The following is a 24,552-nucleotide window of genomic DNA, read 5'->3' on the forward strand; positions in this document are numbered from 1 at the left end:
TCGTGCCACCCTTGGCGCGGCACTTGCGGGCGCGCGCGACTTGCCGTTGCACGCCGGGTTCCATACGCTCTCTGCAAAACAAGAAGCAGGGAGTGGATTCGTGCCCAATCAACTTCAGAACAAGATTCTGTCCCGCCGCCGCGTGCTCGCCGGCGCCGCTGGCCTCTCGGCCGCAGCCATCCTGCCGCGATCGAGCCTTGCGGACTGGAAGCCGACCGAGAACATCCGTGTGATCGTGCCGGCTGCGGCCGGCGGCTCGACCGACGTCATGGGACGGTTGCTCGCAGCCCATCTCCAGTCCGCCTGGGGCCAGACCGCGGTCGTGGAGAATCGATCGGGCGGCGGCGGCACGATCGGCACGGCCGAAGTGGTTCGCTCCAAGGCCGACGGCCACACCATCCTGATCGGCAACCCCGGGCCGAACGCGATCGCCTACAGCATTTTCAAGAACCTCAGCTACAAGCCGGACCAGCTCCAGCCGGTCTCCAACATGATCCGGATTCCGAACATCGTCTCGGCGCACCCGAAGACCGGCATCAAGTCGGTCGCCGAGCTGATCGCGTATCTGAAGGCCAATCCGGACAAGCTCAGCTACGCCTCCTCCGGCGTCGGCCAGAGCCCTCACCTCACCGGCGCCTGGTTCCTCCAGCTCACCGGGCTGAAGATGACGCACATCCCGTTCCGCGGCGCCGGGCCCGCGCTTCAGGCCGCGCTTGCCGGCGACATCCAGATCCTGTTCGACAATCTCTATCCGAGCCTGCCGCAGGTTCAGAACGGCACGCTCAACGGCCTCTGCGTCACCACGACCGAGCGGAGCGATCTCGCGCCGAACCTGCCGACCATGCGCGAGAGCGCGCCGGAGCTTGCGAACTTCGATGTGTCGTCATGGTTCTCGGTGTTTCTGCCGAAGGCCGTCCCTGCTCCCGTGCTGGAAGCGCTCAATCTCCAGGTCAAGGCGATGCTCGAGCGCGACGACATGAAGAAGCAGATCGCCGCCATGGGCGCCCGCGCCGACTACGGCACGCCGCAGCAATTCGCGGACTTCGTGGACGCCGAGACGAAGAAATTCGCCGGCATCATCCAGAAGGAAGGCCTGCAGATGGATGTGCAGTAGGCGCCTCCTCCGTCATCGCGACTCGCAATGACACGGTGACCCGGCAAACAAAAACCCCGCGGCTCACGCCGCGGGGTTTTGTCTTGTGTCATCGACGGATCAGTGCGCCAGGATCGCCAGCAGCAGCAACGCCACGATGTTGGTGATCTTGATCATCGGGTTCACCGCGGGGCCTGCGGTGTCCTTGTAGGGATCGCCGACGGTGTCGCCGGTCACGGCCGACTTGTGGGCATCAGAGCCCTTGCCGCCGAAATGACCGTCCTCGATGTACTTCTTGGCGTTGTCCCAGGCGCCGCCGCCCGAGGTCATCGAGATCGCGACGAACAGGCCCGTCACGATCACGCCGAGCAGCATGGCGCCGACGGCCGAGAACGCCGCCGACTTGCCGGCCACGCCGCCGCCTGCGATGGCGTAGATCAGGAAGTAGACGACGATCGGCGACAGCACCGGCAGCAGCGAGGGGATGATCATCTCCTTGATCGCCGCCTTGGTGAGCAGGTCGACCGCCTTGCCGTAGTCCGGCTTGTCGGTGCCCTGCATGATGCCCGGCTTCTCGCGGAACTGACGACGTACCTCCTCGACGATCGCGCTGGCCGCACGGCCTACGGCCGTCATGCCCATCGCACCGAACAGGTACGGCAGCAGGCCGCCGAACAAGAGGCCCACCACGACGTAGGGATTGTTCAGCGAGAAGTCCGGATTGACCCCGGCGAAGTAGGGATGCTGCGCGGAATCCGCAACGAAGAACTTGAGGTCCTGGTTGTAGGCCGCGAACAGCACCAGGGCACCGAGACCGGCAGAGCCGATCGCATAGCCCTTGGTCACCGCCTTGGTGGTGTTGCCGACCGCGTCGAGTGCGTCGGTCGACTTGCGCACTTCTTTCGGCAGGCCCGCCATCTCGGCGATACCGCCGGCGTTGTCCGTCACCGGGCCGAACGCATCGAGGGCGACGACCATGCCGGCCAGCGCCAGCATGGTGGCGGTCGCGATCGCGATGCCGAACAGACCGGCCAGGCTATAGGTGACCAGGATGCCGGCGATGATCACGATGGCGGGCAGCGCGGTCGCTTCCATCGAGACGGCGAGACCCTGGATCACGTTGGTGCCGTGACCGGTCACCGAGGCCTGGGCGATCGACTTCACCGGACGATAGTCGGTACCGGTGTAGTATTCGGTGATCCAGATGATCAGGCCGGTGACGACGAGGCCGACGATGCCGCATTCGAACAGCGCCATGCCGGTGTAGTCGACGCCGTCGAGCTTGCCGAAGCCGATCAGATAGTAGATCACGCCGGCAACGCCGATCAGCGACAGGACTCCGGTGGCGATCAGGCCCTTGTAGAGCGCGCCCATGATCGACTGGCTCGGCCCGAGCTTCACGAAGAAGGTGCCGATGATCGAGGTGATGATGCAGATGCCGCCGATGGCGAGCGGCAGCGTCATCATGTTGGAGAGGATCGGCGTCTTGGCGAAGAAGATCGCCGCGAGCACCATGGTGGCGACCGCGGTCACCGCATAGGTCTCGAACAGATCGGCGGCCATGCCGGCGCAGTCGCCGACGTTGTCACCGACGTTGTCGGCGATCGTTGCCGGGTTGCGCGGATCGTCCTCCGGGATACCCGCTTCGACCTTGCCGACGAGATCGCCGCCGACGTCCGCACCCTTGGTGAAGATGCCGCCGCCGAGACGGGCGAAGATCGAGATCAGCGAGGCGCCGAAGCCGAGCGCCACCATGGCATCGACCACGGTGCGGCTATCGGGTGCGAGCTTCAGCGAGTGGACCAGGAAGCCGAAATAGAGGGTCACGCCAAGCAGCGCGAGACCCGCCACCAGCATGCCGGTGATCGCGCCCGCCTTGAAGGCGAGTTCGAGGCCGCCGGCGAGCGACGTCGTCGCAGCCTGGGCGGTACGCACGTTGGCGCGAACCGAGACGTTCATGCCGATGAAGCCGGCCGCCCCCGACAGGATGGCGCCGATCAAGAAGCCGATCGCGACATAAAGCCCAAGGAAATAGGCAAGCAGCACGAAGATGACGATGCCGACGATGCCGATCGTGGTGTACTGGCGCCGGAGATACGCTTGTGCGCCTTCACGCACAGCTCCCGCGATCTCCTGCATGCGCGGTGACCCCGCATCTGCACTCAACACCGAAGACGTCGCCCAAATCGCGTAGACGACGGAAAGCACTCCGCAGAGCACTATCAACCATAATGCTGTCATGTGATTTTTGCCTCAGATCCTTGATGTACGTACCCCCGGTGCCTTTTGTTTTTCCGTCAAGCGGTGCGGCACCCTTATGTTGAACAGGGCCGCCCCTTGCACGAAGGGGTGGCCCTAGTCGGTCACAAGCTTGCCAAAATCAAATTGAGGGTGCAACGCCGGATGAGGCCGAAAAAGCCGATCTCGGCAAGTATTTAGACCTAATCCCGAGCGGCTGGCCGCCGGCCTGGCGCATTTCCTAGAAGTGGCTGTAGGACAGCCGCTTCAAGGCCAGCTCCTGCCCCTGCCCGTCAAGGAAGCGCGGCCGCTCAAGGCCCGCGACGATGGTGCCGATCGCCGTGACGGCCAGACCCGCCGCCCGCCCCGCTTCCATCAGCGCATCGCTCTGTGCCGGCGGCACCGTGCACAGCACCTCGTAATCGTCGCCCCCGGCAAGCAGCGTCTCAACGCAAATGGCATTGCGGGCGACCAGGCCTGCCGCCGCGGCCGAGAGCGGCACGCTCGCCACGTTGACCGTGGCGGACACACCGGATGCTGCACAGAGTTTCGTCAGGTCGCCGGCGAGCCCGTCGGAGACGTCCATCGCCGCCGTCGCGTGATCACGCACGGCCTGCGCCAGCACGTTGCGCGGCTGAGGGATCCGATAGCGCGAGATCAGCGCTTCTCTTGCTGCCGGATCGGAGGTCAGCGCCGTGGCCGCCGCGCCGCCGGTCAGCATATCGAGGCCGAGCGCGGCATCGCCGATCGTCCCCGTCACGAGGATAACATCGCCCGGCTTGGCACCGGTGCGGCCGACCATCCGCCCCTTCGGCACACGGCCGAAGGCGGTGATCGAGATCATCTGCGGTCCCGGCGTCGACACCGTGTCACCGCCGAGCAGCGGGCAGGCAAAGGTCTTGGCGTCCTCGCCGAGCGCATCGGCGAACGGCCTGAGCCAGGCGTCTTCCTTGCTCCGTAGCGCCAGCGTCAGCACGAATCCGGCGGGCGCAGCTCCCTTGGCGGCGAGATCGGACAGGTTCACCCGCAGCGCCTTGCGCGCGATGGTGTCGGGGGGATCGGTGGCAAGATAATGCACGCCCTCGACCACGGCGTCGGTGGTGACGACGATATCGTCGCCCGACGAGGACAGGATCGCGGCATCGTCGACGAGGGCGAACGCGCCGGGATCAGTCGCCAGCGGCTTGAAATAGCGCGCGATCAGGGAGTCTTCGGCGGAGGCTTGGTTTTTGTCCTGCGTCACGATAGCAGACCCGTCATCCTGAGGTGCGAGCCCTTGCGAGCCTCGAAGGATGCACGGCCGAGGTGCAGCCCAGTGGCACGCCGCCGCCCTTCGAGGCCTCCGCTTCGCTCCGGCACCTCAGGGTGACGGCTACGGCGGAAGTCGTCGTCTCAATTACCCCCGCCCGAACTCATCACCGCGAAACTGGCGGCCGATCTGGTCGAGCACCGCGTTGACCATGCCGGTCTCCTCGCGGTCGACGAAGGCGTTGGCAACATCAACGTATTCCGAGACGACGACACGGCCCGGCACGTCCTTGCGGTGCTGGAGCTCATAGGCTCCTGCCCGCAGCACCGCGCGCAGGATCGCCTCGATCCGCTTCAGCGGCCATCCCTTCGACAACGCCTCGTCGATCAGAGGATCGAGCTTCTTCTGGTCGCGAACGACACCGGAGACGACGTCGCGGAAGAATGCCGCTTCCGCCGGCAGGTAAGTATCGCCTTCGACCTCGTTGCCGAGCCAGTGGCTCTCGAACTCCGCAAAGATGTCGTTGATGCCGGCACCGGCGATATCCATCTGGTAGAGCGCCTGGACGGCCGCGAGCCGCGCCGCACCGCGCCGGTTCGCTTTCTTCTCCGCAGGTCCCGCCGGTTTTTTCGCGTCAACCATGGCTCAGGCCCGCGCCAGACGGCGTTTGATGCGCAGCATCGCAAGTGCTGCGCGCGCGGCATCGCCGCCCTTGTTGAGCTCGCTGGCGCGTGCCCGCGCCCATGCCTGGTCCTCGTTGTTGACGGTGAGGATGCCGTTGCCGAGCGGCAGCTTGCGCGCCACCGCAAGATCCATCAGCGCGCGCGAGGATTCCTGCGAGACGATCTCGAAATGAATGGTGTCGCCGCGGATCACGCAGCCGAGCGCGATCACGGCGTCATAGGGCTTGCCGTTGGAAGCGGCCGCATCGACCGCGATCGCAATCGCCGCCGGAATCTCCAGCGCGCCGGGAACCGTGATGACGTCATGGGTCAGGCCGGCCGCCTTCAACTCGGTGACCGCGCCATCGAGAAGCGCGTCCTGGAGATCGTCATAGAACCGCGCCTCGACAATCAGCGCACGTGCGCCGGAGATGTCGGTCTGGTCCTTCAGGGGTGCGCGCCGCGCGTCTGCCATCGTCTCAATCCGTTTCGTGAAGTCGTCTTTTGGTCGGTTTCTTGGTCGGTCTCTTGGGTCGCCGCGTTATGTAGTCGCCGCAGGCGGGTAAGCCAAGTTTTAAACCGTCATTTCCGTCAGCCGCGCCGCATAGCGGGCCATCAAATCGACCTCGATATTAACCTCGGTCCCCGCCTTCCAGCCGCCGATCGTCGTGACATCAAGCGTATGCGGGATGATCAGCACCGAAAAGGTCACGTCCTTCACGGTATTGACCGTCAGCGAGACGCCGTCGAGCGTGATCGAGCCCTTGGTGGCGATGAAGCGCGCCAGCTCCCGCGTGGTGGAGAGCTCGAACCGCGCCATATCGGGCAGGTCCTCGCGGCTGACGATGGTTGCGATGCCGTCGGCATGGCCGGCGACGATGTGGCCGCCGAGTTCGTCGCCGATCTTGAGCGCACGCTCGAGATTGAGCTTCGTGCCCAGCTTCCAGTGCTTTGCCGTCGTCAGCGCCAGCGTCTCGGCCGCCGCATCGACGTCATACCAGGTTTTGCCGTCTGCGACGCCGGAAGCAACCACAGTCAGGCACACACCGTTGCTGGCGATCGAGGCGCCGTCGGCGATGGTGGTCTGATCGTAGCTGCAAGCGATACGCAGCCGGTGCAGCTGCCCCTGTGCCACGGGCTTGAAGCTGACGATCTCGCCGATATCGGTGACAATGCCGGTGAACATGTTAGGCGCGCTCGTAGATGGTGAGAGTATCGTGATCGAATGTCTCGCTAGCATGAACCTTGTAGGCCTGCGACTGCGTGATTTTCGACAGGGGCAATGCATCGAGCGCATCGACCCCCCCGGCGCCGACCTCTTCCGCTCCGCGGAACAGCCAGATCTCGTCGACGAGGTCGGCGGAGACGAACGATGCCGCCACACGGCTACCGCCCTCGACCATCAGGCGCGTGATGCCCTTCTCGGCGAGCGCATGCAGCACGGCGGGAAGATCGAGCCCGGATGCGCCTCCCGGTGGCATGCGCATGATTTGCGCACCGGCGGCGCCAAGCCGCGTGGCGGCCGCAGCCTCGGCGAGCTCCGAGCCGATCACCCAGACCGGCGTCTCGCGCGCGGAGCGCACGAGCTGGCTCGAGGCCGGGATGCGCAAATTCTGGTCGAGCACGACGCGCACCGGAGAACGCGCGTCCATACCCGGCAGGCGGCAGTTGAGCTGCGGATCATCCGCCAGCACCGTACCGATACCGACCAGGATGGCGTCGCTCGAGGCGCGGAACAGATGCACGCGGTTGCGCACGGCTTCGCCGGTAATTGCGAGCGGCTTGCCTCCGGCGGCGCCGATCTTGTCGTCGGGCGAGACCGCGAGCTTCAGGATCACATGCGGACGGTGATCGCGGATGCGGCGGAAATGGCCGGCGTGGTCGAACGCGGCCTCTGCCGCACACAGACCCACATCCACGGTGATGCCGGCCGCGCGCAAGCGCGCATGGCCCTGGCCTGCGACGTCCGGATTGGGATCCTCGATCGCTGCGACCACCCGCTTGATGCCGGCGGCGATCACCGCGTCGGCGCAAGGCGGCGACTTGCCGAAATGCGAGCAGGGTTCGAGCGTGACGTAGAGCGTCGCGCCGCGCGCGGCCTCACCAGCCCGTCGCAGTGCTTCAACTTCGGCATGCGGCCGTCCACCGGGCTGGGTCCAGCCGCGGCCGACGATCACTCCGTCCTTGACGATGACGGCACCGACGGCAGGATTGGGCCAGGTGCGCCCCTGCCCGCGCCGGCCCAACGCCAGCGCAAGCTGCATGAACCGGCGATCGGAATCCTTCGTCTCACGGATCTTCTGGGCGAACTGATCCTCCAGGATGCGGAAGATCATTTGCGGATCGCGGCGAGCCGCGCTTCCTCCTCACCGGAGAGCTCGCCGAGCACCTCGGCGAAATCCTTGGCCTCGCGAAAATTGCGATAGACGGAGGCGAAGCGCACATAGGCGACGTCGTCGAGCGTGCGCAGATGCTCCATCACGGTCTCGCCGATCACCTCGGAGGAGATCTCGGCCTCGCCGCCCGTCTCGAGCTCGCGCACGATGGTGGAGACCATCTTCTCCACCCGCTCCGGCTCGACCGGCCGCTTGCGCAGACTGATCGACACCGAGCGCATCAGCTTGTCGCGGTCGAACGGCACGCGGCGGCCGTTGCGCTTGATCACCGTGAGCTCGCGCAATTGCACGCGCTCGAAGGTGGTGAAGCGGAATTCGCAGGCGACGCATACGCGCCGCCTGCGAATGACGGAGGAATCCTCGGTCGGACGCGAGTCCTTTACCTGCGTATCGAGACTGTTGCAGTTCGGGCAGCGCATCCGTGTATCCAGACCTTACTGATAGATCGGGAACCGGTCGGTGAGCGCCTTGACCCGCTCCTTGATCGCGGCCTCGACCAGCGGCGCCTTGCCGTCGTCGGACTGCGCGATCGCGTTCAGGACCTCGGCGATCATGCCGCCAACCTGCTGGAATTCAGCGACACCGAAGCCGCGGGTCGTCGCCGCCGGCGTGCCCAGCCGAATTCCGGAGGTGACGAAAGGCGACTGCGGATCGAAGGGAATGCCGTTCTTGTTGCAGGTGATGGCGGCGCGGACCAGCGCCTTCTCCGAAACGTTGCCCTTCAGGCCCTTCGGCCTGAGGTCAACCAGCATGAGATGGTTATCGGTGCCACCGGAAACAATATCGAAGCCGTGGCTCTTCATCGCCTCGGCCAGCGCCTTGGCGTTCTCGACGACGTTCTTCGCGTAAACCTTGAAGTCCGGACGAAGCGCTTCGCCGAACGCAACCGCCTTCGCCGCGATCACGTGCATCAGCGGGCCGCCCTGCAGGCCCGGGAAGATCGCCGAGTTGAACTTCTTGGTCAGCGCCTCGTCGTTCCACAGCATCAGACCACCGCGCGGACCGCGCAGCGACTTGTGCGTGGTGGTCGTGGTGACGTGGGCATGCGGCACCGGCGAGGCATGCACGCCGCCGGCGACGAGGCCCGCGAAGTGCGCCATGTCGACCAGCAGATACGCACCGACCGAGTCCGCGATCTCGCGGAAACGCTTGAAGTCCCAGGCGCGCGAATAGGCCGAGCCGCCGGCAACGATCAGCTTCGGCTTGACCTCTTCGGCCTGCCTGGCAACCGCGTCCATGTCGATGAGCTGGTCCTCGCGGCGCACGGTGTAGTGCGCGGCCTTGAACCACTTGCCGCTCATGTTGACGGGCGAGCCGTGGGTGAGATGGCCGCCAGCCGCGAGGTCGAGACCCATGAAGGTGTCGCCGGGCTGCAGCAGCGCCAAAAACACCGCCTGGTTCATCTGGCTGCCGGAGTTCGGCTGCACGTTGGCGAAGTTGGCGCCGAACAGCTTCTTGGCGCGATCGATCGCGAGGTTCTCGGCGACGTCGACCCACTCACAACCGCCGTAGTAGCGCGCGCCCGGATAACCCTCTGCGTATTTGTTGGTCATGACCGAACCCTGCGCTTCCAGCACGGCCCGGCTGACGATGTTCTCGGAGGCAATCAGCTCGACCTCATGGCGCTGCCGGCCGAGCTCGCCCTTGATGGCGGCTGCGATTTCCGGGTCGGCCTGCTCGAGCGAGGCGGTGAAAAACGAATCGGGCGCAGAGGCGGACGCTGCAGAGTTCTTGGCGAGGGTCATCTTGCGAATATCTCCACCGCCGCAGCCTTTTGGCGGGCTACGGGGGTCTTGGTGTGGCGATCGGAAGCGGCGAGCGCGATCTACCACATCGCCCGCCCCCGGCCAAGTAGTTGCGGGTCGAGCCTGATATTTATGCAAGATATGGTGGGGATCGGAGGATTTTGGGGATGGAAGACACTCTAGGAACCGCCCCCGATCCAACCCTCCCTGAAGGGTCCGCTTCGGACCCTAAATGGCGCCCCCGGTGCCGGCCGAAATCCCCTACAGCCCGGTATACCCCGCCTTCACGGGGTCCACGCTGCCGTCGAGCTGGCGCAGATAGGTCAGGCCGCAGACCGTCAACCTGTGGGTGTCTTTCTCGCCTGCTTCCATCAACGTATTCAGATAGTTCGTGACCTTCAGGCGCGCCTCCTCGCTCGCCGCCGCCGTCCGGTTGGCGAGCAAGTCATAGGTCTGCATGATGCGGTCGATGGCAGCTTCCATGGCACCCTCTGGTCTTTCGGAATTTTGGGAGTCTTGATCAGGCAACCGCTCTCGCCTCGGCCTGCGCCTCGAAGCGCGCGATCGCCTTGTTGGCGAGCCTGATCTTGTTGAATTCGCCGTGCTGGAGCAGCTTGATGATGATCTCGAGCAGGCGTTCGTTGGTGACGAGCGTGTCGGGGATCGCGCCGGAACGACGGAGGTAGTTCGCGGCGATGGCATAAGCATCGCTCACGAGCTCGACGTTCATTGCCTGCAACCCGCGCTCGACCAGCATTGCATCCTCCGATCCCGAGGAGACAACTGCGACGCGAACAACTGGTTCCACCCGGCCGTCATATTTTTCGCAAGTGCGAAAACGACGACAAAACGCACCGGTCCGGGGCAAGCCGGGCCGGCGCGCTTGGGGAAGCAGGCACGTTCGGGAAGGCTTGCCGGTCTTGTTTTGGGCCGGCTTGGCCAAATCCCTCGGAAAACTCGGAAAACTCAGAGCCGATACAGGATCTGGTCGGTCCAGAACCGCTCGAGGCGGTGCAGCGACTTGTTGAGGGTCGAGAACTCCTCGCCCGAGATGCCGCCGACCTGTTCAACGGTCTTGACGTGCTTCTGGTAGAGGCTGTCGACGATGCGGCGGACTTCCTGGCCCTGCGGCGTCAGGCGAATGCGCACCGAGCGGCGGTCAACGCGCGAGCGCTGATGATCGAGGAAGCCGAGCTCGACGAGCTTCTTCAGATTGTAGGAGACGTTGGAGCCGAGATAGTAACCGCGCGTGCGCAGTTCGCCCGCGGTCAGCTCCTTGTCGCCGATGTTATAGAGCAGGAGCGCCTGCACGGAATTGATGTCGGCGCGGCCACGACGATCGAACTCGTCCTTGATCACGTCGAGGAGACGGCGATGCAGCCGCTCCACCAGAGTCAATGCTTCCAGATAGAGCGACTGCACCGAACCCTGCGGGCCCGAAACGCGCTCTGCGGTATCTGCCGCAGTTGCGACGGCTTTCATCATGACACTTCCCCTGTTGTCGTTTTTATCGACACTTATTCGACGAAACTTGTGTCCCGTCTGATAGGTGCAACTTAAGGGGGGCGTTTGAAGATCGGCTTAAATAAGAGAATAAAGAGATCATGAATTTAAGACAGTGAATTGCGGATTAAGCCTGTGCCACAAGGGCTTTTCGCAACCGTCTGTTGACCTTCGCAAGGTCCTGTTCACCCTCCGTGCGCCCATTCTGTCGCATTCCAGAACAGCCCCGCCCCGTTTCGAAACGCACGCGTAACAGCTGTGGCGGATACCGCTAGGTCAATGAAAAGTTACCTCGAATTTTACGCAACGAGTGGTCAACCAAACGCGCGTGAAATCGCCGGTGTCCCGGAGCTGAACAGATCGTGGGATGGGTACAGCGAAGCGAAACCCATGATCCTCGCGCGGTTGCATCGATGGGGTTCGCTTCGCTCTACCCACCCTGCAAGATGCCTGCGCGCGACCGCTATGGCGGCCGTTCGCGCGCGGCCATCCAGGCGAGTGCGAGATAGGCGGCGAGCATGAAGGCCTCGACGCCGACCACGATCAGGCTGCCGCCATAGATGCCGGGGAACATCAGCTCGATCACCGCCATCGACACCACGGTGGTGAGCCACACCACCGCGCCCCAGGGCGTGGCGAGCCAGAGGCCGACGGCGGCGACGAGCTCGATCACGGCGAAGTAGATGGTCGAGGCCTGCCAGGCCATCGACTGGTTCTCGAACGCCTCGTCCTCGCCGCCGACGAAGCCCGTCACCTGCGCCCAGTGATAGAGGCCCTTGAGGATCGACAGCAGCGCCATCACGCGCAGGAACAGCACCAGCCGCCGCGTCCAGACATTGTCGTCGGACTCGGGGCGCTCCGACGAGATCGCCGCCACCGACATCGCATTGTCGCGGGCGCTGTCTCTGACGGCATCTCTGGCATTGGCGCCGTCGCGGGCCGCATCGCGGGTGGAGATCTCGGACATGGCCCCCTTCTGGCCGGTTCGCCCCGCAAAATCAATCGGCAGCGCAAGCCGGTTCAATTCTGCCTTGCGGCAGGTCAAGCCGCGGTGGCGGGAACCATGCGAGCTGGTATAAGAATAATTCCAGCCGGAGGAAGACTAATGGCGATCAAATACGGACGTCCGATCGAACTGCGCGAGGTTGCGCGCGGGACGGGTGCAGCTGTGCCCCATGCCCTCGATCTGACCGTCCGCCCGCGCCGCAACCGCAAGGCCGAATGGGCCCGGCGGATGGTGCGCGAGAACGTGCTCACCACCGACGATCTGATCTGGCCGCTGTTCCTGATCGACGGCAGCAACAAGCGCGAGGCCATCGCCTCGATGCCCGGCGTCGAGCGCCTCAGCGTCGACCAGGCCGTGCGCGAGGCCGAGCGCGCCATGAAGCTGACGATCCCCTGCCTGGCGCTGTTTCCCTACACCGACCCGTCCTTGCGCGACGAGGAAGGCTCGGAAGCGACCAACCCGAACAATCTGGTCTGCCAGGCGGTGCGCGCGATCAAGAAGGAGTTTCCCGAGATCGGCATCCTCTGCGACGTCGCGCTCGATCCCTTCACCAGCCACGGCCATGATGGCCTGATCGTCGACGGCAAGATTTTGAATGACGAGACGGTCGCGGTGCTGGTGCGCCAGGCGCTGGTGCAGGCCGAGGCCGGCTGCGACATCATCGCGCCCTCCGACATGATGGACGGCCGCGTCGCGGCGATCCGCGAGGGGCTGGACCACTCAGGCCTGCTCGACGTGCAGATCATGGCCTATGCGGCCAAATACGCCTCCGCCTTCTACGGCCCGTTCCGCGACGCCATCGGCTCGGCCAAGACGCTGACCGGCGACAAGCGCACCTATCAGATGGACAGCGCCAATACCGACGAAGCGCTGCGCGAAGTCGAGCTCGACATCTCCGAAGGCGCCGACATGGTGATGGTGAAGCCCGGCATGCCCTATCTCGACGTGGTCCGCCGCGTGAAGGACACGTTTGCGATGCCGACCTTCGCCTACCAGGTCTCAGGCGAATACGCGATGATCGCAGCCGCCGCCAACAACGGCTGGCTCGACGGCGACCGCGCGATGATGGAGAGCCTGCTCGCGTTCAAGCGCGCGGGTGCCGACGGCGTGCTCAGCTATTTTGCGCCGAAGGCGGCGGAGAAGCTGCGCGCGCAGACGTAAGTATCGTAAGTATCGTAGGTGCCGTAGGGTGGGCAAAGGCGCATTTGCGCCGTGCCCACGATTGGTCGCGATCATTACTGGATGGTGGGCACGCTTCGCTTTGCCTACCCTACGAGACTTTCGCTCTCGACCTCCCCCGCCCCCGAATTGCCGGAATATTTCGGCTTGTTGACGCGCGCGCACCCTTGGCAGGGGAATAGCCTGTTCCCATGTCCTGCCACGGGAGTTTTCCCTGGGAGGACGGACAATGTCTTATGACTCGGGTAGTTCAGGCGCCTGGCGCAGTGATGGCGCGGCTCACGCCTACGACCCCTATCTGCATCCGGAACTGTTCCGCGGCGTCGCGACGCGGCGGGTATTCGCGTTCCTGATCGACATGGTCGTGATCTCCGTTCCCGTCATCCTCGGCTACATCTTCATCGCCCTGTTCGGCGTGGTGACGCTCGGCATCGGCTGGGCGCTGTTCTGGCTGGCTTGGCCCGCCTCCGTGATCTGGGCCATCGTCTATTACGGTGCCTGCATCGGCGGTCCCTCGTCCGCGACCATCGGGATGCGGATCATGGATCTTGAGTTGCGCACCTGGTACGGCGCGCCCGGCTACTTTGTCCTCGGCGCCACCCATGCCGTGCTGTTCTGGGTGACGGTCTCGTTCCTGTCGCCCTTCGTCGTGCTGGTCGGCCTGTTCAATGGCCGCCGGCGGCTGCTGCACGATTTCGTGCTGGGAACGGTCGTGATCAACAATTCCGTTCGGGCGCCCGTGCCGCAGACGGCAAGGACCTACTAACCAGGCTCCGCTAGACTGACTGACCTGACCTGCCAAGCGGACCGATTGACCGGGCGCTTTCGTAGCGCGATGCTGATACTCACTTCGGAGGCCCACGACGTCCCTTGACCCAGCACTCGCGCGACACCCCCCAATTTTACCTCACGGCGCCGTCCCCCTGCCCGTATCTGCCGGGCCGGCATGAGCGCAAGGTGTTTACGCACCTCGTGGGTGATCGCGCCGGCGACCTCAACGACCTCCTGACCCATGGCGGTTTCCGCCGCAGCCAGTCGATCGCCTACCGGCCGGCCTGTGACCAGTGCCGGGCCTGTGTCTCGGTGCGCGTGGTCGCCAACGAGTTCCGCCCCTCCCGCAACTTCCGCAAGGTGATGGCGCGCAATTCCGACATCATCGGCGAACAGCGCAGCGCGGTACCGACCTCCGAACAATATTCGGTGTTTCGGGCCTATCTCGACGCCCGCCACCGCCATGGCGGCATGGCCGACATGACCGTGCTCGACTACGCCATGATGGTCGAGGACAGCCATGTCGAAACCCGGATCATCGAGTATCGCAAGCGCGGTCCCGACAGCGGCATCACCGGCCGCGGTGAGGAGCTGATCGCGGTCGCGTTGACCGACGTGCTCAGCGACGGTCTGTCGATGGTCTATTCGTTCTTCGAGCCGAGTCAGGTCAGCCGCTCGATGGGCACCTTCATGATCCTCGACCACATTGCGCGCGCCCGTCGCCAGGGCCTGCCCTACGTCTATCTCGGCTACTGGATCGAGGGCTCCAAGAAGATGGACTACAAGGCCCGCTTCCTGCCGCAGCAGCGCCTCGCCCCCTCAGGCTGGCTGCGCATCGACGCGCAGGGCGATGCGGCGTCCGAGCCGCAGGACTAGCGCCCTCAACCGAACAGCGTATCCACCAACAGCTTCACGTTCAAAACCACGATGACGCCCGCGACGATCCACGCGGTCGCAGCGACATATGGTGCAATCGCAAACTGCCCCATCTTGCGGCGATCCGACACGAAGCGCACCAGCGGGATGACGGCGAACGGCAGTTGCATCGACAGCACGACCTGGCTGAACACCAGCAGGTCCGCGGTGCCGCGCTCGCCGTAGATCGCGGTGACGACGATCACCGGAATGATGGCGATGCCGCGCGTGACGAGGCGGCGCGCCCAGCTCGGCAGGCGCAAATCGAGAAAGCCTTCCATCACGATCTGCCCGGCGAGCGTCGCGGTGACCGTCGAGTTGAGGCCTGACGCCAGCAGCGCCACCGCGAACAACGTCGAGGCGATGCCGAGGCCCAGCAGCGGCGAGAGCAGCTCAAAGGCCTGGCCGATCTCCGCAACATCCGAGTGGCCGCTCTTGTGGAAGGTCGCGGCCGCCACGACGAGGATCGCGGCGTTGATGAACAGCGCCAGCATCAGCGCGACGGTCGAATCCGTCGTCGCCCATTTGATCGCCTCGCGACGGCCTTCGTCGTTGCGCTCATACGCACGCGTCTGCACGATCGAGGAATGCAGGTACAGATTATGCGGCATCACGGTTGCACCGATGATGCCGATCGCGATGTAAAGCATCTCGGAATTGGTGAAGATCTCGCTCTTCGGCACAAAGCCGTGCAGCACCTCGGCGACCGGCGGCGCGGCGGCGACGATCTGGACCGCGAAGCAGACCGCGATGACCGCAAGCAGCGCCATCACGAAGGCTTCGAGGAAGCGGAAGCCCCGGTTCATCAGCACGAGCAACAGGAACGCGTCGAGGGCTGCGAGCAGCGCGCCGCCGACCAGGGGAATGCCGAACAGCAGCTTCAGCGCGATCGCGGTGCCGATGACCTCGGCGAGATCGCAGGCGATGATCGCTGCCTCGCAAGCCAGCCAGAGCAGGAAGTTCACGGCCGGCGAATAGGTCGCGCGACAGGCCTGCGCGAGGTCGCGATCCGTGACGATGCCGAGCCGCGCCGCCAGCGACTGCAGCAGGATCGCCATCAGATTGGAAAGCAGGATGACCGAGAGCAGCGTGTAACCGAACCTGGATCCACCGGCGAGGTCGGTCGCCCAGTTGCCGGGGTCCATGTAGCCGACCGAGACCATGTAGCCTGGGCCGACGAAGGCCAGCAGCCGCCGCCACCACGCCCCCGCTGCGGGGATGGCGACCGTGGCGTTCACCTCGGCCAGGCTCTTCGTGGTCGGCGCGTCGGTGCGCCAGCCGGTACCGGCGGCTTGGGTCAGGTCCTGGGTCAAATCAGGCGATCGGGCATCCATGCTGGCAGAATACCGGGTTTGAGCCTTATTGCAACTAATTTGCAACTGCATCTAGCCGTATCAGTTCCATGCAGCCGGCCCATTTTGCCCGATCCTGTCGGGAAGCGGGTGGGTTTGGCCGTCCCCGGCGCGAATACTGGCCCCAATCCGACTTTGCAGGAAATGAGCCATGTCAAATCCGCCCCGCCTCCCCGAAACCTTCAACCGCCTCGCCTGGTCCAACCTCGCGGCGCAGTCGGCCGAACAGATCGCGCTGGCCGCAGCCCCCATCGTCGCCGTGCTGACGCTGGGCGTGGCGGAGGGCCAGACCGGCCTGCTCCAGACCGCTCTCACTCTGCCCTTCGTCCTGTTCGCCATTCCGGCTGGCCTGCTCGCCGACCGCATCTCCCGCCGCTCGCTGATGGCGGGGGCCGAGGCACTGCGTGCGGTGGCGCTCGCGACCATCGTGCTGCTGCTCGTGCTCGGCGCGCTCAATCTGTCGCTGCTGGCGCTGCTCGGCTTTGCCGCCGTCTGCGGCACCGTCGTCTACAGCGTGGCCGCGCCGGCCCTGGTGCCCTCGCTGGTGAGCGCGGAGCTGTTGCCGGCTGCGAATGCCCGCATCGAGCTCGCGCGCACCATTGCCTTCGCAAGCGGGCCTGCGCTCGGCGGTGCGCTGGTCGGCTGGTGGGGCGCAAGCCTCGCCTTTGGCTTTGCCGCGGCGCTCTCGGCCATCGCCGTCGTGCTGCTCTCCGGCATCTATGAGCCTGCGCGTGCGCCCGTGCCGCGCCGCCACCCGTTCCAGGATATCCGCGAAGGCGCGGCCTTCGTGTTTCACCATGCGCTGCTGCGGCCGGTGTTCATCACGCAGTTCATCTTCAACACCGGCTGGTTCTTGCAGATCGCGGTGTTCGTGCCGTACGCGGTGCGTCATCTCGGCCTGACCGCTGCCGGTGTCGGCACCGTGCTGACGATGTACGGCGTCGGCATGGTGATCGGTGCGCTGTTCGCCACGCGCGTGATGAAGCGCATCGCGTTCGGCACCGTGGTCGGCCTCGGCCCGGTCACCGGCTTCGTCGCCGCCGTCGTGATGGCGCTGACGGTGCTGGTGCCCTCGCCGTGGCTCGCGGGTCTCAGCTTCTTCCTGCTCGGCGTCGGGCCGATCCTGTGGGTGATCTCGACCACGACCTTGCGCCAGTCGGTGACGCCGCCGCGCCTGTTGGGCCGTGTCTCCGCCATCAACATCATGAGCTACGGCGCCCGCCCGCTCGGCTCGGCGCTGGGCGCCATCGTCGGCGGCCTCTACAGCGCGGAAGCGTGCCTCTATCTCGCGGCCGCCGTGTTCGGCGTGCAAGCGCTGATCATTTGGCTCTCGCCTGCGGTCGCGCTGGATCGGCAGCCGGCCATGGTGGGGGACGAAGCGGTGGCGCGTTGCTAGTTCGCCAGATACCGTTCGTAGCTGCCCGTCACCGGTTCGCTCGCGTCGACCTCGGGATCGAGCGTGTAGAGGTCCTGCGCGCGGCCGATGCCGCGCAGGGCATAGCGACCGGTGGAGACGAGATAGCGACGGCCGGCGGCATCCAGGCCCTTGTAAAACTCGGCTGACGCCAGCAGCTCGCGATCGACCGAGCGGCTCATCGAGGCGATCCGGCTGACCTCGTTGACGGTCGGCCCCACCACGGTGAAGTCGAGCCGGTCCTCGCTGCCGATATTGCCGTAGAAGACCTCGCCGACATGCAGGCCGATATAGGCCGACGTGGTCGGGCGGCCGTCGGCCTCGCGCCGCACGTTCAGCGCCGCGACGTTCTGGCGAAACAGGTGCTCGGCGCGCAGCGCGGCGCGGCGGGCATGGGCCATGTCCTCGCCGGTGAACATCGCGAGCACGCCGTCGCCAATCAGCTTCAGCACGTCACCGCCGGCCTCGTGGATCGCGTCGATCACGGCCTGCGCATAATCGTTGAGGAACGGGATGATCTCGTCGGGGCCGATGCTCTCGCTGATTCCGGTCGAGCCGCGCAAATCCGAATACCAGAGCACGGCGTTGATGCGCTCGGTAACGCCGCGCGAGATCCGTCCGCCCAGCACCTGTTCGGAGGCGCCGCGGCCGAGATAGACGCGCCCGAGCGTGCGGGCGATGTCGACCTGCTGCGCCGATTTGATCGCAAGCCCCAGCACCGGCACGAGATCGCGCAACGCGACGAGCTCCGGCTCGGAGAAGCCTTCATCGCGCCGCGTGGTCCAGCAGGAATAGAGGCAGTCCATCAGCCCAAGCGCGCCGTTCTCGCCGAAGCGATGCACGAAGGCGAGATAGTGCTTATGGCCCTTCTCGGCGAGATCGCCGATCTGCGAGAAATCCATCGAGGGCGCATCGGCCAGATCGATCACCATCTCGTCGTGGCCGTGCTCGAGCATGTGGAAGAACACCGAACGGCGCCAGTTCTTGGCGGCGTCGCCCTCGGCGGTCGAGCCGTATTCGAACACGTCCCTCTCGTTGCTGGCCCTGTCGTTCCAGAGGAAGCCGCGGCCCTCATAGATCGGATGCAGCGTGTCGATGACGACGAGCCCGCGCGAGAGTTCCAGCCCCTCGGCGCGGCAGCGCTCGCAAAAACCGCGCAGCAGCTCGTTCTCGGGAAGGCCGGTGAGGCCCTGACCGGTCAGCCAGTTCATCAGCGCAAGGCGGGAGGTGAGTTGCATACGCCATTATGGCGTGCATTCGTGACGAGCGAAAGGCCGCGCACAACCAAGGCTCCCACCCACCGCGGGTCGAATATGTCGCGGACGCTGTTGACGCGCGCGCGCCCCGGGCCGCAAATGCAACCAATGACACCGTCGACCAGAAACACTGGACTATGAGCCAGCGCCAGCTTCCGATCATCCTGGCGCTCGGCACGACGCAGACCCTGGCCTGGGCCTCCAGCTATTATTTGCCGGCCCTGATCGCCGACCCGATGGCGCACGACCTCGGCATCTCCACCAACTGGATCTTCGGCGCGTTCTCGGCCTCGCTGGTGATCTCGGCGATGCTGGGGCCGCGCATCGGCCGGCAGATCGACCTCGTCGGCGGGCGGCAGGTGCTGTCGGCCTCGAACCTGACGATCGCTGCAGGCCTCGTGCTGCTTGGCTTCTCGCAATCGGTCGCGGTGATGGCATTTGCCTGGCTCGTGCTCGGCATCGGCATGGCGATGGGGCTCTATGACGCCGCCTTCGCCGCGCTCGGCCGCATCTACGGCACGGAGGCGCGCGGCTCGATCACCGGCATCACGCTGATGGCGGGCTTTGCCTCGACCGTCGGCTGGCCCCTCACCGCCTGGGGGCTCGCCCATATCGGCTGGCGCGACACCTGTTTCGCCTGGGCCGCCGCCAATATCCTGATCGGCCTGCCGCTCAACTTCTTCATGCTGCCGGCGATCAAGGGGGCGAAGCAAGCCGCGGCAACGGCGGAGAAACCGCACGTCCCGCTCGACCGGACCATGATCCTGCTCGCCTTCGTCTTTGCGGCGGTCTGGACCGTCACCGGCGCCATGGCCGTACATTTCCCGCGCATCCTCGAGGCAACGGGCGCGACCCATGTCGAGGCGATCGCGGCCGGTGCGCTGATCGGCCCGGCGCAGGTGATCGCGCGCATTCTCGAAGCCAGCGTTCTCAGCCGCTTCCATCCGCTGTGGTCGACGCGGCTCGCGTGCCTCACCCACCCGATCGGAGCGGCCGTCGTCGCCATCTTCGGCGCGCCCGCCGCGAGCGCCTTTGCGCTGCTGCACGGCTCCGGCAACGGCATTTTGACGATTGCCCGCGGAACGCTGCCGCTCTCGATCTTCGGCCCGAAAGATTTCGGCTATCGCCTCGGCATCATCGGCGCGCCGGCGCGAATGGCGCAGGCGGTGGCGCCGCTGGCCTTCGGCCTCCTCATCGACGTCATGGGCGCCAAGGTGCTGATGGTCTCGTCCGCGCTCAGCCTGTCAGCGCTGGCTGCGCTGTTCCTGATCCGCGCCGAGAAGCGGGCCGATTGACCGTGCGGTCACTTTCGCGCACAAGCGCAGCATGACCGACGACAAAACCCCGCCTCGCACCTTCAAGGGCCTCCTGCGCTGGGCCATGACGCCGCCGCAGGCCTGGGGCGTCTATCTCCTCGCCATCTTGCTGGTGTGGTTGGTCTCGTTCTATGCCGGAACGCTGAAGCCGAAGAAGACGCCGGATACGAGCCCGCCGCCGGTCACCGCGCCGAAAAGCTAGGCCGGCTTCGGCTGGCTGGTTGCGATCCAGATGCCAGCGAACACGGCAACCAGCCCGATCAGCAGATTTGGCGTGATCGGCTCGCCGATCAGCAGTGCCGCCAGCAAGGTCGCCGCGATCGGATTGACCGTCATCGTATTGGCAACGCGGGTTGGCGTCGCGCGCGCCAGCGCCATGACCCAGAGGATGAAGGCGAGCGCGCCGCCGCCGGCGCCGAGATAGATCCCGGCAATCCATTGCGCCGTCGTGAAATGGTCGAGCGCGGCAAAGCTGCCCTTTGCAAGACCCACGAGCACCAGCACCGCAGCGCCCGCGCCCATGCCGACCGTCAGAAACCCGAGCGCGCTGGAGCGCTGCATCAGCGGCCGTGACAGCACGTTGTAGAAGGCCATGCAGAACACCGCGCCGGTCATGATCAGTTCGCCGCGCCAGGAACCGGGCGGGCTTTGTGCCAGCCCCACGGCCAACGCCGCGGCCACACCGAGCACGGCGATGCCGACGCCGACGATCTTGCGCGCCGTCAATCGTTCGACGCCAAGGATCGCTCCGACCACCATGGTGTGGAGCGGCAGCGTCGCCAGCGCGAGACTGGCACGGGCGGCGGTCGTGTAGGACACCGCGATGTTGTAGAGGATGAAGAATAGGCCGAAGAAGCAGATGCCGAGCGCCATCACGGCCGGCCAGTCCGCCCGCTGCGGCCAGCGGACGCGCAGCAGCAGCGCACACGGCAGCAGACACATGAAACCGATCCCCCAGCGCAGGATCGCCAGCAGGACCGGATCGGCGCCGACGACGAGGTAACGGGTGATCGCGGCAGCAGTGCCGCCGATGCTGCTCGACGCCAGAGCGATCGCGACCCCGAGCCATTCCCCCACAGCGGCCTCCTGATCGGGAGCTTCCGGAGGCGCCTAGCACAGCCCTGCTGCCATCATGGTGGCAACAGGGCGCCGGCGAAGCTAATCATAAAACTCCGGCGACATCTTCTGGCTGTCGCGCTGGGCCTTGTCGTGATTGATCCAGAGCTGCGCCTTCTCCTTGTCGAGCGTTTCGGCGATCTTCTGCATCGAGGCGACCGACTGGTCCTTGCTGACGTTGTTGACGGGAACGCGCCGGTTCTCCCAATTGCTCTTGAAGTGGGCGGCGTCACCGGAAAGCACGACCGCTCCGGTCCTCGGCAATTTCACCAGCAACGACTGGTGCCCCGGCGTGTGACCGGGCGTCGAGAGGATGGTGATGCTGCCATCGCCGAACACGTCCTTGTCGCCGCTGAGCAGCTCGACCGGATGCGCCGGCTTGAAGCGCGGCTCGTTGTTCGCGCCGGGCCAGTCATATTCGGCCTTCTGCACGTAGAGGGTTGCCTGTGGAAACATCTCGACATTGCCGATGTGATCGGGATGCGTATGCGAGACGCCCATGGCCTTGATGTCGGCGGGCTTGACGCCGATCTGCTCGAGTTGGGCGGCGAGCGTCTTCGGCCGCTTCCAGGTCACGGCCTTCGGATCGGCCGGCGCAAGCCCGTTAGGCATCGCCGCGACCGCGTCGGGGATGCCGGTATCCCACAGGAACCAGCCCTGGCTGTGCTTGATGAGATAGCAGGTGTCGACGAAATCCATCGACTGGCCTTCGTTCACCCCGGGCGACCAGCGCCCGATGTCGCCGGCAACCCCCTCCCCGCAATTCATGATGTAGAGTTTCTCGACGCCCGGCTTTTGCGCGAACGCAGCCTGGGCGGACAGCGCGAATGCCGCGACGGCGAGAGCGAGCGTGATCTTGCGTGTCATCCTTGGTCCTTCCCTGCAGCGCCGACTTGCTGCGACCGAGGATCAACCCCGCTTCCGCCGCAGAATTCCGCTTCCACTGAGGACTATAGGCGGCCACAGCATATCTTTCTAACGTTCAATGCGGATCAAACCAGCGATTGACAGTGTCGCGGAGTTTCGTTGTAATCAGCGCCATGGGGATTTGAGCGATCTCCCCACGAGGCGACATGCCCAAGTATCGCGTCCCGTTTGCTTTATGCGAGGACGCATCATGTCAACGTTCACGACCATATCATCCGACAAATTGGCGCGCCTGATCGGCACGGCCAATGCCCCTGCTCTGATCGATGTCCGGACGGAGGCCGATTTTGCCGCCGACCGGCGACTGATCCCCGGCTCTGTCAGGTTCAGCCACGAGACCGTTGCGGAATGGGGCGGCGCATTTGCCGGCCGTTCCGCCATCGTCTCCTGCCTGCGCGGCGGCAAGCTCGCACAGGGCACCGCAGCCTGGCTCCGCCAGCTCGGCGTGGAGGCCGAGACTCTCGACGGCGGCTTTGAGGGTTGGAAGGAAGCGAAGCTGCCATTGCTCGACACCCGCAAGCTACCGCCGCGCGATACCAAGGGACGCACCGTCTGGGTCACGCGGGCGCGGCCCAAGGTCGACCGCATCGCCTGCCCCTGGCTGATCCGCCGCTTCGTCGATCCCAACGCGGTGTTTCTGTATGTGGCACCGTCCGAAGTGGTCGCTGTCGGCGAGCGGTTCAATGCCGCGCCCTTCGACATCGAGAACGTGTTCTGGAGCCACCGCGGCGAGCTCTGCACCTTCGACGTCATGATCGAGGAGTTCGGCGTTGCGACGCCGGCGTTGCTGCGGCTGGCCACGCTGGTGCGCGGCGCCGACACCGCGCGGCCGGATCTCGCACCGGAAGCGCCCGGGCTGCTCGCCGCGTCTCTCGGGCTGTCGCGGATGTACGATGACGACCTCGAACAGCTCGAGGCCGGCATGCTGCTCTACGATTCCTTCTACCGCTGGTGCCGCGACGCCACGGGCGAGACCCACAACTGGCCGACCAACAAGGTGAAGGCGTGATGGATATCCGTAACGCCCAAGCAGGAGCTGATGCCGGTCACGGCATCAGCTTCGGTGAAGCCTTTCGCGTCTGGCTCCGGGTCGCCTGCCTCAGCTTCGGCGGGCCCGCGGGCCAGATCGCGGTGATGCACCGCATCCTGGTCGAGGAGAAGAACTGGATCTCCGAGGGACGTTTCCTGCATGCGCTGAATTACTGCATGCTGCTGCCGGGACCGGAGGCGCAGCAGCTCGCGACCTATGTCGGCTGGCTGATGCATCGCACCGCCGGCGGGCTGATGGCGGGCGGGCTGTTCGTCCTGCCCGGCATCATCGCCATCATGGGCCTGAGCTACATCTATGCGGCCTATGGCAATGTCAGCTTCGTCGAGGCGCTGTTCTTCGGACTGAAGGCCGCGGTGCTCGCCATCGTCATCGAGGCCGTTGTCCGCGTCGGCAAGCGGGCGCTGAAGAACCGCATCATGATCGCGCTGGCCGCAATCGCCTTTGTCGCAATCTTCTTCTTCGCGGTCCCCTTCCCGATCATCATCATTGCCGCCGGCGTGATCGGCTATGCCGGCGCCCGCGCCGGCCGGCCGGAATTTGCGCCTCCCGGTCACGGCCATGGCGGCAGCGGTGCCGTGATCGACAGCATGCTCGGCGAAGCCGTGCCCGAGCATGTCCGTCCCAACACGGCGCGCGCGATCCGCACCGCGGCGCTGTGGCTTTCGCTTTGGCTCGTGCCGGTGATCGCGCTGCTTGCGGTTCTGGGCCAAGCCAGCGTGTTCAGCCAGATCGCGCTGTTCTTCACCAAGATGGCGCTCGTCACCTTTGGTGGCGCCTACGCGGTGCTGGCCTATGTCGCCCAGCAGGCGGTCGAGCATTATCACTGGCTGAAGCCGCACGAGATGCTCGACGGGCTCGGCATGGCCGAGACCACGCCGGGCCCTCTCATCATGGTGCTCCAGTTCGTTGGCTTCATGGCTGCCTATCGCGACCCGAGCGGCCTGTCGCCGATGCTGGCGGCCATGCTCGGCGGCCTGCTTGCGACCTGGGTCACCTTCACGCCCTGCTTCCTCTGGATCTTCGTCGGTGGCCCCTATATCGAGCGGCTGCGCGGCAACACGGGGTTGGCCGGGGCCCTCAGCGCGATCACCGCCGCCGTCGTCGGCGTGATCCTCAACCTCTCGATCTGGTTCGCACTCCACACCCTGTTCCGCGAGACCGTGCCGGTGCATGCCTTCCTGCTGGATTTCGACAGGCCCGTGCTGACGAGCGTCGATATTCCCGCGCTCGTGCTGTCGATTGCGGCTGCGACCGCGATCTTCCGGTTCAAGCTGGGGATGTTGACGGTGCTCGCCGGCAGCTGCGCCGCCGGCGTGGCGTTGCGGCTGGTGGGGGTGATCTAGGACGTCGAGGCTGGAGAGGC

The 24,552-nt window shown here is 65.4% G+C and carries 25 protein-coding genes; 9 read left to right on the forward strand and 16 right to left on the reverse strand.

Features of this window, described 5'->3' with window-relative positions; genetic code table 11:
• Nucleotides 1-100: 100 nt before the first annotated feature.
• Nucleotides 101-1,114 carry a tripartite tricarboxylate transporter substrate binding protein gene (locus tag NLM32_RS27455; protein WP_254131938.1) on the forward strand — a complete coding sequence of 338 codons (1,014 nt, stop codon included), beginning with the start codon at nt 101-103 and terminating at the stop codon, nt 1,112-1,114.
• Nucleotides 1,115-1,213: 99 nt separating this feature from the next.
• Here the strand turns inward: NLM32_RS27455 and NLM32_RS27460 are convergent, their stop codons facing one another.
• The 12 genes from NLM32_RS27460 to NLM32_RS27515 all read right to left on the reverse strand — a co-directional run bounded on the left by NLM32_RS27460 (nt 1,214) and on the right by NLM32_RS27515 (nt 11,853).
• Nucleotides 1,214-3,334 carry a sodium-translocating pyrophosphatase gene (locus NLM32_RS27460; protein WP_254131939.1) on the reverse strand — a complete coding sequence of 707 codons (2,121 nt, stop codon included), beginning with the start codon at nt 3,332-3,334 and terminating at the stop codon, nt 1,214-1,216.
• A gap of 238 nt (nt 3,335-3,572) precedes the next feature.
• Nucleotides 3,573-4,574, reverse strand: coding sequence for a thiamine-phosphate kinase (thiL, locus tag NLM32_RS27465; protein WP_254131940.1), 1,002 nt, complete (start codon nt 4,572-4,574; stop codon nt 3,573-3,575).
• Between the two features lie 153 nt (nt 4,575-4,727).
• Nucleotides 4,728-5,222 (reverse strand): transcription antitermination factor NusB, encoded by a 495-nt coding sequence (gene nusB, locus NLM32_RS27470; RefSeq protein ID WP_254131941.1) that lies wholly within the window; start codon nt 5,220-5,222, stop codon nt 4,728-4,730.
• Between the two features lie 3 nt (nt 5,223-5,225).
• Nucleotides 5,226-5,717, reverse strand: a complete 492-nt coding sequence (ribH, locus tag NLM32_RS27475; protein WP_254131942.1) for a 6,7-dimethyl-8-ribityllumazine synthase — start codon at nt 5,715-5,717, stop codon at nt 5,226-5,228.
• A 99-nt stretch (nt 5,718-5,816) separates the two neighbouring features.
• The gene (locus NLM32_RS27480) at nt 5,817-6,428 is read right to left on the reverse strand and encodes a riboflavin synthase (RefSeq protein WP_254131943.1); all 612 of its coding nucleotides are present in this window, start codon (nt 6,426-6,428) and stop codon (nt 5,817-5,819) included.
• A 1-nt stretch (nt 6,429) separates the two neighbouring features.
• On the reverse strand, nt 6,430-7,578 hold the full coding sequence (gene ribD, locus NLM32_RS27485) for a bifunctional diaminohydroxyphosphoribosylaminopyrimidine deaminase/5-amino-6-(5-phosphoribosylamino)uracil reductase RibD (RefSeq protein WP_254131944.1): 1,149 nt from the start codon (nt 7,576-7,578) through the stop codon (nt 6,430-6,432).
• A complete protein-coding gene (gene nrdR / locus NLM32_RS27490) occupies nt 7,575-8,057 on the reverse strand; it encodes a transcriptional regulator NrdR (RefSeq protein WP_063683081.1) in 483 nt (160 codons plus the stop codon). Before nrdR ends, ribD begins: the two co-directional genes overlap by 4 nt.
• A 15-nt stretch (nt 8,058-8,072) precedes the next feature.
• Complete coding sequence (glyA, locus tag NLM32_RS27495) at nt 8,073-9,383, reverse strand: serine hydroxymethyltransferase (RefSeq protein WP_254131945.1); 1,311 nt, start codon at nt 9,381-9,383, stop codon at nt 8,073-8,075.
• Nucleotides 9,384-9,644: 261 nt separating this feature from the next.
• A complete protein-coding gene (locus NLM32_RS27500; RefSeq protein WP_254131946.1) occupies nt 9,645-9,866 on the reverse strand; it encodes a hypothetical protein in 222 nt (73 codons plus the stop codon).
• Between the two features lie 37 nt (nt 9,867-9,903).
• Entirely contained in the window at nt 9,904-10,140 is a 237-nt protein-coding gene (locus NLM32_RS27505) for a hypothetical protein (RefSeq protein WP_254131947.1), read from the reverse strand.
• Nucleotides 10,141-10,349: 209 nt separating this feature from the next.
• Nucleotides 10,350-10,868, reverse strand: a complete 519-nt coding sequence (gene ldtR, locus NLM32_RS27510; protein ID WP_027529973.1) for a transcriptional regulator LdtR — start codon at nt 10,866-10,868, stop codon at nt 10,350-10,352.
• Nucleotides 10,869-11,349: 481 nt separating this feature from the next.
• Nucleotides 11,350-11,853 carry a DUF6163 family protein gene (locus tag NLM32_RS27515; RefSeq protein WP_254131948.1) on the reverse strand — a complete coding sequence of 168 codons (504 nt, stop codon included), beginning with the start codon at nt 11,851-11,853 and terminating at the stop codon, nt 11,350-11,352.
• Between the two features lie 138 nt (nt 11,854-11,991).
• Between NLM32_RS27515 and hemB the strand changes: the two genes are divergently transcribed.
• From hemB to NLM32_RS27530, 3 genes are all read left to right on the forward strand, one after another.
• Complete coding sequence (gene hemB / locus NLM32_RS27520) at nt 11,992-13,053, forward strand: porphobilinogen synthase (protein WP_254131949.1); 1,062 nt, start codon at nt 11,992-11,994, stop codon at nt 13,051-13,053.
• A gap of 247 nt (nt 13,054-13,300) precedes the next feature.
• A complete protein-coding gene (locus tag NLM32_RS27525; RefSeq protein WP_254131950.1) occupies nt 13,301-13,837 on the forward strand; it encodes an RDD family protein in 537 nt (178 codons plus the stop codon).
• 104 nt (nt 13,838-13,941) lie between these two features.
• Nucleotides 13,942-14,718 (forward strand): arginyltransferase, encoded by a 777-nt coding sequence (locus NLM32_RS27530; RefSeq protein ID WP_254131951.1) that lies wholly within the window; start codon nt 13,942-13,944, stop codon nt 14,716-14,718.
• Nucleotides 14,719-14,723: 5 nt separating this feature from the next.
• Here NLM32_RS27530 and NLM32_RS27535 read toward each other — a convergent pair whose 3' ends face one another.
• Nucleotides 14,724-16,091: an Nramp family divalent metal transporter gene (locus NLM32_RS27535; protein ID WP_254131952.1), complete on the reverse strand. Its 1,368-nt coding sequence runs from the start codon at nt 16,089-16,091 to the stop codon at nt 14,724-14,726.
• Between the two features lie 169 nt (nt 16,092-16,260).
• Here NLM32_RS27535 and NLM32_RS27540 point away from each other — a divergent pair, with 169 nt between their 5' ends.
• Nucleotides 16,261-17,505, forward strand: coding sequence for an MFS transporter (locus tag NLM32_RS27540; RefSeq protein WP_254131953.1), 1,245 nt, complete (start codon nt 16,261-16,263; stop codon nt 17,503-17,505).
• On the opposite strand, the gene NLM32_RS27545 is transcribed toward NLM32_RS27540, so the two are convergent.
• Entirely contained in the window at nt 17,502-18,761 is a 1,260-nt protein-coding gene (locus tag NLM32_RS27545) for an adenylate/guanylate cyclase domain-containing protein (RefSeq protein ID WP_254131954.1), read from the reverse strand. The genes NLM32_RS27540 and NLM32_RS27545 overlap by 4 nt on opposite strands.
• 155 nt (nt 18,762-18,916) lie before the next feature.
• On the opposite strand from NLM32_RS27545, the gene NLM32_RS27550 reads away from it, so the two are divergent.
• On the forward strand, nt 18,917-20,074 hold the full coding sequence (locus tag NLM32_RS27550) for an MFS transporter (protein ID WP_254131955.1): 1,158 nt from the start codon (nt 18,917-18,919) through the stop codon (nt 20,072-20,074).
• Between the two features lie 31 nt (nt 20,075-20,105).
• On the forward strand, nt 20,106-20,297 hold the full coding sequence (locus NLM32_RS27555) for a hypothetical protein (protein ID WP_254131956.1): 192 nt from the start codon (nt 20,106-20,108) through the stop codon (nt 20,295-20,297).
• On the opposite strand, the gene NLM32_RS27560 is transcribed toward NLM32_RS27555, so the two are convergent.
• A complete protein-coding gene (locus NLM32_RS27560) occupies nt 20,294-21,172 on the reverse strand; it encodes a DMT family transporter (RefSeq protein WP_254131957.1) in 879 nt (292 codons plus the stop codon). The genes NLM32_RS27555 and NLM32_RS27560 overlap by 4 nt on opposite strands.
• Nucleotides 21,173-21,253: 81 nt before the next feature.
• A complete protein-coding gene (locus NLM32_RS27565; RefSeq protein ID WP_254131958.1) occupies nt 21,254-22,078 on the reverse strand; it encodes an N-acyl homoserine lactonase family protein in 825 nt (274 codons plus the stop codon).
• Between the two features lie 250 nt (nt 22,079-22,328).
• On the opposite strand from NLM32_RS27565, the gene NLM32_RS27570 reads away from it, so the two are divergent.
• Both NLM32_RS27570 and chrA read left to right on the forward strand, forming a co-directional pair.
• The gene (locus NLM32_RS27570) at nt 22,329-23,147 is read left to right on the forward strand and encodes a chromate resistance protein ChrB domain-containing protein (RefSeq protein ID WP_254131959.1); all 819 of its coding nucleotides are present in this window, start codon (nt 22,329-22,331) and stop codon (nt 23,145-23,147) included.
• Nucleotides 23,147-24,532 (forward strand): chromate efflux transporter, encoded by a 1,386-nt coding sequence (chrA, locus tag NLM32_RS27575; protein ID WP_254131960.1) that lies wholly within the window; start codon nt 23,147-23,149, stop codon nt 24,530-24,532. Before NLM32_RS27570 ends, chrA begins: the two co-directional genes overlap by 1 nt.
• Nucleotides 24,533-24,552: the final 20 nt, after the last annotated feature.

This window comes from Bradyrhizobium sp. CCGUVB14 (genome assembly GCF_024199935.1).
GTDB lineage: Bacteria > Pseudomonadota > Alphaproteobacteria > Rhizobiales > Xanthobacteraceae > Bradyrhizobium.

Bases quoted from the DNA above. Each gene is read 5' to 3' on its own strand.
- NLM32_RS27460 (WP_254131939.1), bottom strand. From the start codon at position 3,334: ATGACAGCATTATGGTTGATAGTGCTCTGCGGAGTGCTTTCCGTCGTC.
- nusB (WP_254131941.1), bottom strand. From the start codon at position 5,222: ATGGTTGACGCGAAAAAACCGGCGGGACCTGCGGAGAAGAAAGCGAAC.
- ribH (WP_254131942.1), bottom strand. From the start codon at position 5,717: ATGGCAGACGCGCGGCGCGCACCCCTGAAGGACCAGACCGACATCTCC.
- NLM32_RS27480 (WP_254131943.1), bottom strand. From the start codon at position 6,428: ATGTTCACCGGCATTGTCACCGATATCGGCGAGATCGTCAGCTTCAAG.
- ribD (WP_254131944.1), bottom strand. From the start codon at position 7,578: ATGATCTTCCGCATCCTGGAGGATCAGTTCGCCCAGAAGATCCGTGAG.
- nrdR (WP_063683081.1), bottom strand. From the start codon at position 8,057: ATGCGCTGCCCGAACTGCAACAGTCTCGATACGCAGGTAAAGGACTCG.
- glyA (WP_254131945.1), bottom strand. From the start codon at position 9,383: ATGACCCTCGCCAAGAACTCTGCAGCGTCCGCCTCTGCGCCCGATTCG.
- NLM32_RS27500 (WP_254131946.1), bottom strand. From the start codon at position 9,866: ATGGAAGCTGCCATCGACCGCATCATGCAGACCTATGACTTGCTCGCC.
- NLM32_RS27505 (WP_254131947.1), bottom strand. From the start codon at position 10,140: ATGCTGGTCGAGCGCGGGTTGCAGGCAATGAACGTCGAGCTCGTGAGC.
- ldtR (WP_027529973.1), bottom strand. From the start codon at position 10,868: ATGATGAAAGCCGTCGCAACTGCGGCAGATACCGCAGAGCGCGTTTCG.
- NLM32_RS27515 (WP_254131948.1), bottom strand. From the start codon at position 11,853: ATGTCCGAGATCTCCACCCGCGATGCGGCCCGCGACGGCGCCAATGCC.
- hemB (WP_254131949.1), top strand. From the start codon at position 11,992: ATGGCGATCAAATACGGACGTCCGATCGAACTGCGCGAGGTTGCGCGC.
- NLM32_RS27525 (WP_254131950.1), top strand. From the start codon at position 13,301: ATGTCTTATGACTCGGGTAGTTCAGGCGCCTGGCGCAGTGATGGCGCG.
- NLM32_RS27535 (WP_254131952.1), bottom strand. From the start codon at position 16,091: ATGGATGCCCGATCGCCTGATTTGACCCAGGACCTGACCCAAGCCGCC.
- NLM32_RS27540 (WP_254131953.1), top strand. From the start codon at position 16,261: ATGTCAAATCCGCCCCGCCTCCCCGAAACCTTCAACCGCCTCGCCTGG.
- NLM32_RS27545 (WP_254131954.1), bottom strand. From the start codon at position 18,761: ATGCAACTCACCTCCCGCCTTGCGCTGATGAACTGGCTGACCGGTCAG.
- NLM32_RS27550 (WP_254131955.1), top strand. From the start codon at position 18,917: ATGAGCCAGCGCCAGCTTCCGATCATCCTGGCGCTCGGCACGACGCAG.
- NLM32_RS27555 (WP_254131956.1), top strand. From the start codon at position 20,106: ATGACCGACGACAAAACCCCGCCTCGCACCTTCAAGGGCCTCCTGCGC.
- NLM32_RS27565 (WP_254131958.1), bottom strand. From the start codon at position 22,078: ATGACACGCAAGATCACGCTCGCTCTCGCCGTCGCGGCATTCGCGCTG.
- NLM32_RS27570 (WP_254131959.1), top strand. From the start codon at position 22,329: ATGTCAACGTTCACGACCATATCATCCGACAAATTGGCGCGCCTGATC.
- chrA (WP_254131960.1), top strand. From the start codon at position 23,147: ATGGATATCCGTAACGCCCAAGCAGGAGCTGATGCCGGTCACGGCATC.